Source organism: Streptomyces sp. NPDC002790 (assembly GCF_040295505.1).
Taxonomy (GTDB): Bacteria; Actinomycetota; Actinomycetes; order Streptomycetales; family Streptomycetaceae; genus Streptomyces.
In genome coordinates this window covers 45,203-56,477 of sequence record NZ_JBEOVM010000020.1, presented here as the reverse complement: position 1 = coordinate 56,477, position 11,275 = coordinate 45,203, and the positions used below count along the sequence as shown (strand labels likewise).

Sequence of the window (11,275 nt, the reverse complement as noted above, 5' to 3'; positions counted from 1 at the left end):
GGCCGGGCCGCCCGGCGTCAGGCGCGGCCGACGTCGACGAAGGAGAGGCCGGTGGTGGGCAGCGGCTTGAACCCGGTGAGCGCGTCGGAGGTCCAGGCGGTGGGCAGCTTGCGGTGCAGCACCGGATAGAGGGCGGCCTCCTCGGCGACCAGATCGGTGACCTGGCCCCACAGCTCCTTGCGCCTGCTCTCGTCGGCGCTGCTCGCGGCCTGGTCGAGCAGCGACTTTGTCTTCTTGTACGCGGCCGAACCGGTCCACCCGTAGCGCTTCTCGGGCCAGAAGCCGTAGTAGAACCAGCGCAGCAGCAGGTCGGCGTCGTTCCCGAAGACCGACGGGTCGCCCGGCGCGGCCAGCGCGTCGAAGTCGCCCTTGTCGACCTTGGCGTACTGGGCGGGGGACTGGGCGATGTCGAGCGTGACGTCGACGCCGGCCGCCGCCCAGCTCTCCTTGATCAGCGGGGCGATGTCCTTGACCCAGCCGGTGTCGGTGAGCAGCAGGGTGAAGGACAGCTTCGTGGCCCCGGCTTCGGCGAGGAGCTTCTTGGCCTTGGCGACGTCGTGGCCGTAGACGGTGGCGGCCTTGTGGTAGTCCGGGTGGGTCGCGGGCACGTACCCGGTGGCCGGCGCCGCCTTGCCGAGCAGCGCCGTCCTGATGAGCTTCTCGGTGTCCAGCGCGTAGTGCAGCGCCTGGCGGACCCGCTTGTCCGCGAACCGCTTGTCGGCGCAGTTGAACATCAGGAACAGCAGGCCGAAGGACTGCACCGACTCGACTTCGTTCTTGCCGGTGAAGCCCTTGATGTCGATGTAGGGCACGTCCTCGATGGCCTGCACGCGGCCGGACTGCAGGGCGCTCACCCGGGCGGAGGGATCGGAGATGAGGTGCCATGTCATCTTCTGGGCCTTGGCCGGGTGCGGGCCGTTGTACTTGGCGTACTTCTCCATCACGATCTTGTCCTCGCGGACCGCGGACACGAAGCGGTAGGGGCCGGAGCCGACCGGCTTGGCGTCGAAGGCCTTGGCGTCGGCGCCCGCGATCTTCTTCGGCACGATCCGCACCACGGAGATCCGGGAGGGGAAGAGCGCGAAGGGGTACTTCAGCTTGAACTCGACCGTGCCTTCGTCGACGGCGTCGACCTTGTCGATGAACGGGACGAACTGGGCCATCAGCGAAGCGTTCTTCGGGTCGAGGACCCGCTCGAAGCTGAAGACCACGTCGTCGGCGGTCACGGCGGAGCCGTCGTGGAAGGTCGCGCCCTTGCGGAGAGTCGCACGGTACGTCGTCGCATTGATCTTCTTCGGCATGTGGGTGGCCAGCGCGGGCCGGGCGACGAGCGTGGCCGGGTTCAGATCGACGAGGCCCTCGAAGATGTGCATGTTCGCGGCGTACGGCGTGGCGCCGGACGTGATCATGGGGTCGAAACCCGTGGACAGCGGGTAGGACAGGCCGGCTTCGATCGTGCCGGAGCCGGTGCCGCCGGACGTCTTCGCGCCGTTGCCACTGGAGGCGGGGCCGCCGCAGGCCGTCAGGCCCGTGGTGATCGCGGTCGTCACGCCGATGGCGCTCGTGTATCTCATGAAGGTGCGGCGGTTGACGCCGACTGCGCTGCGCGAGGGCAAGGAGTCCTCCAGGCGGGAAACGAGAAGCGGGAAACGAGAAGTGGGAGCAAGCGGCGGCGGCGTGAATGGTCGGCGCCTCATCGAAATGCATCAGACGTCTGATGTCTGATGCCTTGATAGTGTGGGAACGTAGCCCGGTGAACCGAAAGGGGTCAAGAGGTGGCGGTGGAACAGGGTGCGGCGCGGGTGGTCACGCCCGAACTCAAGCCGGTCCGACAGCCGTTGAGGCAGGAGGTCGTCGACGGCATCAAGGCGTACATTCTGCGCAACAAGCTCCGCCCCGGTGACCCGCTGCCGACCGAGCCCAAGCTGTGCGAGGCCCTGGGGGCAAGCCGCTCCAGCGTGCGCGAGGCCATCAGGATCCTCACCGCGCTCGACATCGTCGAGGTGCGGCACGGGCACGGCACCTATGTGGGCAGGCTGAGCCTGTCCGCCCTCGTCGAGAGCCTCACGTTCCGCGGACTGCTCAGCCCCGACGACGACTTCCAGGTGATGTCGGACCTGATCGAGGTGCGCGAGCTCTTCGAGCGGGGCATGGCCGAGCGGATCGTCACCACGCTGACGGGCGATCAGGTCGACTACCTCCAGGGGCTTGTCGACACGATGCGCGGGGCCGGCGCGGGGGACGGGCACGGGTTCGTCGACGCCGACCGGGCCTTCCACACGCTGCTCGTCGCGCCGCTCGGCAATGACCTCATGGGGCAGCTGTCCGCGGCGTTCTGGGACGTGTACGTCGTCGTCGCGCCGCACCTCGACGTGTTCACGCACGAGCACGAGGCGGCCACCATCGCCAACCACGACCGCATCGTGGACGCCGTGCGCACCCGCGACGCCGCCGAGTTCGCGGCCGCGCTGAGCGAGCACTACGCGCCGGTGCGCCGCCGCATCGCGGAGGCACGCGCCCGCCGCTGACCTGGCCTTTGACCAACGGCGCAGACCCTCGACACGGGGGCTGCGCCGCTTTTGCATGCCGTGATCCATGCCGTGATCCGGCGGGGGCCGGCATCAACTGTTCCATCCGCGTGGGCACTTGACGCGTTTCTCGGAGATCCCTAAGGTCCAGGACAGCAGACATCAGACGTCTTCTGTCCCTCGTGCCGGTTGCCCTCCGCAGCCCGTACCCCCGCGTCGCGCCGTGCGCACGCCCTCACCCACCGGGCCCCTTCATGCCACTGACGGACCTCACCCTCGCCGAGTGCCTGGCACTGCTGCCCGACCTCGACGAGCCCGCGGACCTCGACCGGTTCTGGTCCGAGACGCTCGACCAGGCGCGCGCCCTCGGCGCCCCGCCGCACTTCGCACCGGTCGACACCGGCCTGACCCAGGTGACGACGTACGACGTCACCGTGCCGGGCTTCGACGGCGAGCCGGTACGCGGCTGGCTGCACCTGCCCGCAGGGACGAGCGAACCGCTCGGCTGCGTCGTCGAGTTCCTCGGATACGGGCGCGGACGCGGACTCGCGCACGAGCAACTGCTGTGGTCGAACGCCGGATACGCGCACTTCATCATGGACACGAGGGGCCAGGGCTGGTCGACCGCCGGAGGCGACACACCCGACACGGCCACCCTCGTCGGTACGGTCCCCGGATTCCTGACCCGAGGCATCGAACGCCCGCACAGCCACTACTACCGGCGGGTGATCACCGACGCCGTACGCTGCGTCGACGCCGTCCGCGCCCACCCGGCCGTCGACCCGGGCCGGATCGTGGTGACCGGCATCAGCCAGGGAGGCGGCATCGCCCTCGCGGTGGCCGCGCTCGTACCCGGTCTCGCCGGAGTGCTGCCGGACGTCCCGTTCCTGTGCGACATCCGCCGCGCCGCACGGATCTCCGCCACCAGCCCCTACACCGAGATCGCCGAGTACCTGCGGCTGCACCGCGACCGCACCGACACCGTGTTCACCACGCTCTCGTACGTCGACGCCGCACTGTTGGCCTCGCGCGCCACCGCGCCCGCCCTGTTCTCCATCGCGATGATGGACGACATCTGCCCGCCCTCCACCTGTTTCGCCGCCTATCACCGATACGCCGGTCCGAAGGACGTCCGCGTCTACGAGTTCAACGGCCATGAAGGCGGCGGAGGCCACCACCGGCGTGAACAGCTCAGCTGGGTGCGCGCACTCCTTGCCGCGGAGACCGGCGCCCGGCCCCCGTACGACCCCCAACTCGTCTGATCCCCAACCGAGAAGAGGTCCGTTCATGCAGCGAAGAGTCACCCTGGCCACCCTCGCCGCGGCGTTCGCCGTCGTGGCCGCCACCACGACCGTCGCCCACGGAGCCACCGCCGGCATCCTCACCTCGCAGGACCTGGCGACCGCAGGCACCGGTTCGCCCTACTACCGCATCCCCGCGCTCACCTCGACCGCCAAGGGCACGCTGCTGGCCGCCTACGACGCCCGCCCCACCCTCTCCGACCTGCCCAGCAACATCGGTGTGATGGTGCGCCGCAGCACCGACGGCGGCGCCACCTGGCAGGCCCAGCAGGTGGTGCGCAAGGACGCCGCCCCGAAGGGGTACGGCGACCCGAGCCTCCTCGTGGACCGTGAGAGCGGCCGCATCTTCCTCTTCTACGCGGCCTCGGTGAACCAGGGCTTCTTCGGCTCGGCCACCGGCAACGACGAGAGCGACCCGGACGTCCTGCAGGCCGACTACAGCTACTCCGACGACGACGGCCTGACCTGGAAGCACGAGCGCATCACCGCCGACATCAAGAACCCCGCGTGGGCCGGCATGTTCGCGGCCTCCGGAGAGGGCATCCAGCTGCGGCACGGCACGTACAAGGGCCGCCTGATCCAGCAGTACGCGATCCGGAACAACGGCGCCAACTACGCGGTCAGTGCCTACAGCGACGACCACGGCGCCACCTGGAAGATGGGCACCCCCGTCGGCCCCGGCGGCGACGAGAACAAGACCGTGGAGCTGTCCGACGGCCGCGTCATGCTCAACAACCGCTCCGCCCCGTACCGGACGGTGGCGTACTCGAGCGACGGCGGTGTCACCTACACACCCTTCAAGCAGGACACCGAGCTGCCGGACCCTGCCAACAACGGCTCCATCTCCCGCTACGCGCCCGGGGTCGACGCCTCGCACCCCCGCGCGAACTGGCTGATGTTCAGCAACACCGCGACCACCAGCGGCCGCAGCAACCTCACCGTCCGCCTGTCCTGCGACAACGGGCAGAACTGGCCGATCCGCAGGACCGTCGAGGCCGGCTCCGCCGCGTACTCCACCCTCACCCAGCTCGGCGACGGCACCGCGGCCAACCCGCGCACGGGCCTGCTCTGGGAGCGCGACGACTACCGGCACATCACCTACTCGTCCTTCGACCTCCAGTGGCTGAGCGGTGTCTGCGCGCCCGTCACCGTCACACCGCCCGCGAGCCTGAAGGCCGGAGCCACCACCGAGGTCGCCGTCCGCGTCGTCAGCCAGAACGACGCGGCCCTGCCCGCCGGTTCGGTCTCGCTGACGCTGCCGAAGGGCTACAGCGCACCGGCCGTCACCGTGCCCGCGCTCAACCCCGGCCAGGGCGCCACCGTGAAGGTCCCTGTCACGGTTCCCGCGGACGCCACCGCCGGGACCGTCAAGGCGACAGCGGACTACCAGGTCCGCGGCCGTCAACACGCCTACGGGGAAACGTCGTTGAACGTCACCACGCCGTAGTACTGCAGGGCCGCCCGGGTGCCGGGCGGCCCTGTTTCCCTCCGAACCACCCACGTACATTTCTGGAGACCCCATGTCCTGGCCCCAGCCCCTCCGCGGCGTCGTCCCGCCCGTCTGCACCCCGCTGGACGCGCACGGTGACGTCGACACGGCCTCCCTCGCCCGGCTCGTCGACCACCTGGTGGACGGGGGAGTGCACGGACTGTTCGCCCTGGGCTCCAGCAGCGAGGTCGCCTTCCTCACCGACCGGCAGCGGGCCGTCGCCCTGGAGACCGTCATCGAGGCCGCCCGCGGACGGGTCCCGGTGCTCGCCGGTGTCATCGACATGACCACACCCCGCGTCGCGGAACACGGCCGCGCCGCCCTCGCGGCCGGCGCCGACGCGCTGGTGGCCACCGCGCCCTTCTACACCCGTACACACCCGGTCGAGATCGCCCGCCACTTCCGCCTGCTGCGCGAGCGGGTCGACCTTCCCCTGTTCGCCTACGATCTGCCCGTCTGCGTACACACCAAGCTCTCCGCCGCGCTGGTACGCGAACTCGCCGAGGACGGCACACTCGCCGGACTCAAGGACAGCAGCGGCGACGAGGGGTCCTTGCGGCGACTCCTCGTCGAACTCGGCGGACGCCGCGGCCGCGCCGACGGCCCCGCGCCCTCCTTCAGCATCCTCACGGGATCCGAACTGACCGTGGACGCCGCCCTGTTGGCGGGCGCCGACGGTGTCGTACCCGGACTCGGCAACGTCGACCCGGCCGGATACGTCCGCCTCTACGACGCCGTACGCGGCGGCGACCTGGACACCGCGGTCAAGGAGCAGGAGCGCCTCGTCGAACTGTTCGGCCTCGTCGACACGGGCCCGGAGACCGACATGGGCCGCAACTCCTCCGCCCTCGGCGGCTTCAAGCACGCCCTGCGCCTGCTCGGTGTGTTCACACACGGTGTCACGGCCGCGCCGCAGATCCCGCTCGCCGACACCTCCGTCGCATCCGTCGAGCGACACCTGCGGAGCGCCGGGCTGCTTCCAGCACGGTGACGGTCCGCCGTTGGGGCAGGCCGCCTACCCGGGCCGCGGCGTGCCGGACAGGGCCGGGGCCAGCCAGCGGTTGAGGAGGGCGCGGAGCCGGGCTTCGTCCTGCGGGGGCTCGCCGGGGTGCTGGAGCAGCGAGGTCAGGAGCCGCATGATGATCTCGGCGAGGCCGTCGAGATCGGCCTCGCCGATGCCCGCTGCGGCCCAGTCGACGGGGAACCGCTGCAACATCTTGGCGCCGTAGGTGATGGTGTCACCGGTGGTGGCGCCGCGCCCGAAGGCGGTGGTGTCGCCACGCTGCAGCAGCAGGCTCAGGCGTGGCTCGGTGGGGATGGTCCGCACGCAGAAGATCATGCCCTCGACCACGGCATCCGCCGGGTCGGTGACGCCTTGCAGGTGCGCGATCATCGAGTCGACGAACGACTCGGCGCCCTGGGCCGCCACCTCGCCGATGATGTCACCGATGCCGCCGAAGTGGCGGTACACGGTCTGCCGGGTGACACCGAGTTCGCCCGCGACGTCGGACAGGGTCGTCTTCGCCGCGCCGTGCCGGTCGACGCAGCGGGCGGTCGCGTCGATGATCCGCTGCCGCGCCTCCGCGTCCGATGCGGGAGGGCGGCCTCCCCAGCCGTGATGACCCATGCCCTCAGGATCGCACAAGCTCCTCGGCCCGTTGGGGCATGGTCGCGCGCAGTGCGGCCACCACGAGACCGGCGGCGGCGACGGCGCACAGGCCGGTGTACCAGAGGCTTCCGACCGGCGTGCCCTGCTCGGTGACGCCGTCGGACGCCGCGAAGTACGCCGGCAACGCGACCAGCCAGAGGAGGACATGGGCGACGAGGTACACCGCCGGGTAGACCCGGGCGAACCACGGTGACGCCGCCGGGGCCGGTGTCGGGTCGGCCCGCCGCGCGCGCCAGGAGTCCGCGAGCAGGTAGAGGCCGACGAGCCAGACCAGGGCCAACTCGACCCCGAGGACGGCCCGTTGGATCCCGAGCTGGTCCCCGCCGCTGAACAGGTTGCTGGGTATCCCGGCGACACCCATCGCGAGTGGTGTCAGCACACCGGCGGCCAGGGTGCGCAGGGCGATCCGACGGCCGGAAAGCGCACCCCTGCCTGCCTCTCCGCCCTCCCCGGCGTCCTTTGCGCCGACCAGCCGTACGACGAGGTAGGTCATCGCGCCGAAGGACACCGAGGCGAACAGGAACATGCTGTTCATCGGGACCGAGGCGAGCGCCGGCTCGTTGATCAACGTGTTGTCGGGGTTCCAGGCCCACCACTTCAGTTGGGGCCCGAGCTGATCGAATATCTCGTAGAACACCTGGCAGACGAACGCGACGGCCAGCGAACCGGCCAGCGGTCCCCGCCGCGCGAAGACGCCGAGGACGCGGACCAGTTCGTAGGCGAGCTGCGACAGCGCCGGATAGAAGGCGACGATGTAGAGCGGCAGCCGGTCGTACATGAACTGCACGGTGAACACGTTGTGGGAGAAGATGAGCCCCACGTGCTCCTGCAGCCCGAACCAGCTCGGGAAGTAGAGCGGCGGTTCGATTACCGCCAGGTAGACGACCGAGCCGAACCACAGCGAGATGTTGACCGGGTCGCCGTCGCGCCGCCACCGCCGCCACGCGTGGACGAGGGCGAACACCGCGCCGCCGATGACGAGCAGTTCGAGGAACGGCATCGTGCCGCTCTCGAGGTCGAACGGGTTGCGGAGGTCCACGACGGGGGCGGCGTCATGGCACGAGAATCCGAGCCCTTCCGAGATGCGCTCGGCCGCTGAGTCGCATGTGTAGCCCATCCGTCGCTCCTCGGATCGGTCGTGCCGGTGGATGTCTCAGCGTGGTGTGTCTCAGTCCTTGACGAGAGCGGGGTCCGCGGCGGGCGTGCGGTCGGCGCCGTTGGTGGTGGCATCCGTGAAGTCGGTCGCGGGCGGGTCCTGTTGCTCGTCGAACCCACCGGGTACGACCGTGCGGCCGAGCAGTCGACGCACCTTGTAGCGCGCGATACGGAACCAGAACCGCGGGTCGGTGGCCATCTCGCGCAGCGACTTGTCGAGGTTGAAGACCTCGGCGAACGTCCGCTCCACGTAGGCGTCTTCACGGCTCGTCGCGGTGATGGCGTTGAAGACCGGCCAGCTGAGGCGCGCCGACAGGTTGCGGCGCCAGGCGGCGACGACCTCGCTCCCGGTCGCGAAGTCGTAGGCCTGGTCACGGGCCATCGCGAGCATCCACGGCACGTCGAGCGACTTCTTCTGCCGGCCGAGGAACTCGCGGAAGAAGGCGGCGTCGAGGGCCTCGCGGCCGCGCAGCAGCTCGGCGAGGATGAGCGCGGAGCGGGCCGCCGAACTCATCCCCTGGGCGTAGAACGGGTTGAACGCGCAGATCGAGTCACCAACGCTCACCAGGCCGAGCGGCGGCCGTTCGAGCAGGTCGAAGCGGCGCCACTTGTTGCCGGTCGAGCGGGTGAGGTGCACCTCGGAGGTCGGTGTGCAGGTGTGCATCGCCTGCCCGAAGGCCGTCGCCCGTACGCGGTCCGCCGCGGCCTCGAAGGTGCCGACCTCGCGGGGCATCCGCAGACCCCACGCGCCCATGCACACGATCGCCCGATCACCCTCGATCGGGAAGAAGTTGCTGAGGAACTCGTGCTCCTCGGGGTGGTCGCCGGTGTCCTGGGTCGGGGTGACGACCAGGTGCTTCCACCACCAGGACTCGGGACGCCGGTCGGCGGGTGGCAGGTCGTACCACCGCGAGGTGTACGTGACCTTGGCGTCGAGGGTCTTCTCCGCCGCCGCCGGCCACCCGGCCCCGGCCAGCCAGTCGGCGACGGACGAGCCGCGCCCCAGCGCGTCGACGACCAGGTCGGCGGAGAGCTGCCCCGAACCGCCGTCGTCCGTACGGAAGTCGACCCCCTCGACCCGCCCGGCGGCGGTCCCGCCCCCGCTGGTCCGCAGCCCGGTGACACTCACACCCTCGCGGATTTCGATGGCCGGGAGCTCACGGACCTTGTCGCGCAGGACCCGCTCGATGAGCACGCGGGAGCTGTACACCATCGTCATCGAGCCGGCCTGGCGCGGCCCCCAGCCGTCGTTCTCGCAGTACGCCGCGTCCAGCGACGGCATCAGGAGCATCCCGCCCGCCGCGATCAGATCCTCCTCGAACCCGGGGAAGATCTCACTGATCGCGCGGCGCCCGGAGTTGAGAAGGAAGTGCGGATGCTTGCTCTGCGGCACGCCCCGCCGATGCTGAGCGTCCGGCGGGAGCTGGTCCCGCTCCAGCACGACCACCTCGTCGAAGTGCCGCGCGAGCACCCCCGCCGCACACAGCCCCGCCACGCTGCCGCCCAGCACCACGGCCGTCGTTCCCCGCATAGTCGCTCCATTCATACACGTAATGACTGAATGTATGATCGTGGAGGGGGAAGTTAACAGCTACGCCCCGAAGTCACCAGGCTTTGACCGTCAGCCTTCCGGCAGGGCGCAGGCACAGGGGCTTCCGCCTGCTGGGCCGCGCCGGGGGTTACTCTCCAAAGGTGAGTACCGGTGCTTCTTCCACTTCTGGTGATTGTTCTGGTGGCCGCGTCCGCGGGTGGGATTCAGGGCCTGGGGACGCTGTTGGGCGGCCTGAGCGGGGAGTTGTCGGCGTTCTGGTGGTGCAGCACCTTCGGCGCTCCCGCGAGACGCGGATCGTCTCCGTGCTGTCCCCCCCCCGGACCGACCTCAGGATCAAGCTGGCCGAGGACGGGGAGGACCCCGATCTGGGCACCGTGTACATCGCTCCGCCGGACCGGCACCTGTGCGTGGGGACGTCCAGGACGCTGGCGTTGACGGAGGAGGAGCCGGTGAACCACGCCCGCCCGGCCGCCGACCCGATGTTCGAGTCCGCCGCGAAGGCCTACGGTTCCAGGACCATTGCCTGCGTACTCACCGGCGCCGACGGCGACGGCTCACGAGGCATCACCGCGGTGAAGAAGCACGGCGGCACCGTCATCGTGCAGAACCCGGCCACAGCCGAGTTCCGCGGCATGCCCCGCTCGGCGATCAACACCGGACTGGTCGACCTCGTCCTGCCCCTGGAGGACATCGCACCGGCCATCGCCCGTCTGGTGGGGCGTTGTTGAGGGCCCTCATGCCCGACTCCACAGATACCCGAACACGTACCCAAGGGCGTTGGTCGCCCAGTGGAGGCCCATCGGGGCCAGCAGGCTGCCGCTGCGGTTCCGGAGCAGGCAGAGGACGCATCCCGCCGCCGCGGTGAAGAGGACCGTGCCCAGTTCGACCAGGACGGTGCCCAGTACGGAGTTCCCGAAGGTGGACGTGAGTGCGGGCTTGTCGTTGGCGAGGTTGAGCGACGGCAGGATGTGCCAGAGGCCGAAGAGCAGCGACGAGCCCAGCATGGCCGCCGTGGGGCCGCGCATGCGCTGGATCAGGCCGTACAGGACACCGCGGAACGCCGTCTCCTCCAGAAGGACGGTTCCCAGGGGAACCATCATCAGTGACTTGAGCAGCACCTCGGGCAGGCCGAGGCCGTCGTTGCGGTTGTCCTCGAACAGGTGGCGGGTGGCCGGGAGAGCGGCGGCGCACACGTAGACGGCGGCGACGATGCCGATGAGGGCGAGGGCCCAGCGCACGCCGGTGCCCAGCGAGTCCCGGGCCAGACCGAGATCGGCCCACTCGCCGCCGGCCCGGAGCAGGAGCAGCACGAGCACGCAGGTGCTGACCACCGCGGTGAGCAGGATCCAGGAAGGGATCCAGCGGTTGTTGGCGAGGTTGGTCAGTACCAGCACGCCGACGGCGCAGGCGAGGGCCGAGGCGTGGGAGATGCGCCCGGTGAAGGGTGCCTGCATGGATGGGTCACCTCGTCCGCCGACGGTCCGTATAGATGGGCGTGAGTAGGTGTGCGTCAGTAGATGTGTACAAGTAGGTGCGCACAAGTAGTGCCAAGCCTGGATTGATGCGACATTACTGGCAAGT

General features: G+C 69.9%; 10 protein-coding genes. 5 read left to right on the top strand and 5 right to left on the bottom strand.

The genetic code is table 11. The annotated features are described in order from the left end of the window. Nucleotides 1-17: 17 nt before the first annotated feature. Nucleotides 18-1,574 carry an ABC transporter substrate-binding protein gene (locus ABT004_RS12880; protein ID WP_351334997.1) on the bottom strand — a complete coding sequence of 519 codons (1,557 nt, stop codon included), beginning with the start codon at nt 1,572-1,574 and terminating at the stop codon, nt 18-20. Between the two features lie 201 nt (nt 1,575-1,775). On the opposite strand from ABT004_RS12880, the gene ABT004_RS12875 reads away from it, so the two are divergent. The 4 genes from ABT004_RS12875 (at nt 1,776) to ABT004_RS12860 (ending at nt 6,309) form a co-directional block, all read left to right on the top strand. After that, nucleotides 1,776-2,528, top strand: a complete 753-nt coding sequence (locus ABT004_RS12875) for a FadR/GntR family transcriptional regulator (protein ID WP_451192081.1) — start codon at nt 1,776-1,778, stop codon at nt 2,526-2,528. Nucleotides 2,529-2,782: 254 nt separating this feature from the next. Next, complete coding sequence (locus ABT004_RS12870; protein WP_351334994.1) at nt 2,783-3,790, top strand: acetylxylan esterase; 1,008 nt, start codon at nt 2,783-2,785, stop codon at nt 3,788-3,790. A 25-nt stretch (nt 3,791-3,815) separates the two neighbouring features. Next, nucleotides 3,816-5,276 carry an exo-alpha-sialidase gene (locus ABT004_RS12865; protein WP_351334991.1) on the top strand — a complete coding sequence of 487 codons (1,461 nt, stop codon included), beginning with the start codon at nt 3,816-3,818 and terminating at the stop codon, nt 5,274-5,276. Between the two features lie 73 nt (nt 5,277-5,349). Then, nucleotides 5,350-6,309, top strand: a complete 960-nt coding sequence (locus tag ABT004_RS12860; protein ID WP_351334989.1) for a dihydrodipicolinate synthase family protein — start codon at nt 5,350-5,352, stop codon at nt 6,307-6,309. Nucleotides 6,310-6,333: 24 nt separating this feature from the next. On the opposite strand, the gene ABT004_RS12855 is transcribed toward ABT004_RS12860, so the two are convergent. The 3 genes from ABT004_RS12855 to ABT004_RS12845 are packed head-to-tail and all read right to left on the bottom strand — an operon-like array spanning nt 6,334 to nt 9,673. Next, nucleotides 6,334-6,945: a TetR/AcrR family transcriptional regulator gene (locus ABT004_RS12855; protein WP_351334986.1), complete on the bottom strand. Its 612-nt coding sequence runs from the start codon at nt 6,943-6,945 to the stop codon at nt 6,334-6,336. Nucleotides 6,946-6,949: 4 nt separating this feature from the next. Then, entirely contained in the window at nt 6,950-8,104 is a 1,155-nt protein-coding gene (locus ABT004_RS12850) for a hypothetical protein (protein WP_351334983.1), read from the bottom strand. A gap of 51 nt (nt 8,105-8,155) precedes the next feature. Further along, entirely contained in the window at nt 8,156-9,673 is a 1,518-nt protein-coding gene (locus ABT004_RS12845) for an FAD-dependent oxidoreductase (protein WP_351334980.1), read from the bottom strand. Nucleotides 9,674-9,951: 278 nt separating this feature from the next. Here ABT004_RS12845 and ABT004_RS12840 point away from each other — a divergent pair, with 278 nt between their 5' ends. After that, nucleotides 9,952-10,422 (top strand): chemotaxis protein CheB, encoded by a 471-nt coding sequence (locus tag ABT004_RS12840; RefSeq protein WP_351334977.1) that lies wholly within the window; start codon nt 9,952-9,954, stop codon nt 10,420-10,422. 6 nt (nt 10,423-10,428) lie between these two features. On the opposite strand, the gene ABT004_RS12835 is transcribed toward ABT004_RS12840, so the two are convergent. Then, nucleotides 10,429-11,148 (bottom strand): CPBP family intramembrane glutamic endopeptidase, encoded by a 720-nt coding sequence (locus ABT004_RS12835; RefSeq protein WP_351334974.1) that lies wholly within the window; start codon nt 11,146-11,148, stop codon nt 10,429-10,431. Nucleotides 11,149-11,275: the final 127 nt, after the last annotated feature.

Coding starts and splice junctions, on each gene's coding strand:
- ABT004_RS12880 (WP_351334997.1), bottom strand. CDS start 1,574: ATGAGATACACGAGCGCCATCGGCGTGACGACCGCGATCACCACGGGC.
- ABT004_RS12870 (WP_351334994.1), top strand. CDS start 2,783: ATGCCACTGACGGACCTCACCCTCGCCGAGTGCCTGGCACTGCTGCCC.
- ABT004_RS12865 (WP_351334991.1), top strand. CDS start 3,816: ATGCAGCGAAGAGTCACCCTGGCCACCCTCGCCGCGGCGTTCGCCGTC.
- ABT004_RS12860 (WP_351334989.1), top strand. CDS start 5,350: ATGTCCTGGCCCCAGCCCCTCCGCGGCGTCGTCCCGCCCGTCTGCACC.
- ABT004_RS12855 (WP_351334986.1), bottom strand. CDS start 6,945: ATGGGTCATCACGGCTGGGGAGGCCGCCCTCCCGCATCGGACGCGGAG.
- ABT004_RS12850 (WP_351334983.1), bottom strand. CDS start 8,104: ATGGGCTACACATGCGACTCAGCGGCCGAGCGCATCTCGGAAGGGCTC.
- ABT004_RS12845 (WP_351334980.1), bottom strand. CDS start 9,673: ATGCGGGGAACGACGGCCGTGGTGCTGGGCGGCAGCGTGGCGGGGCTG.
- ABT004_RS12835 (WP_351334974.1), bottom strand. CDS start 11,148: ATGCAGGCACCCTTCACCGGGCGCATCTCCCACGCCTCGGCCCTCGCC.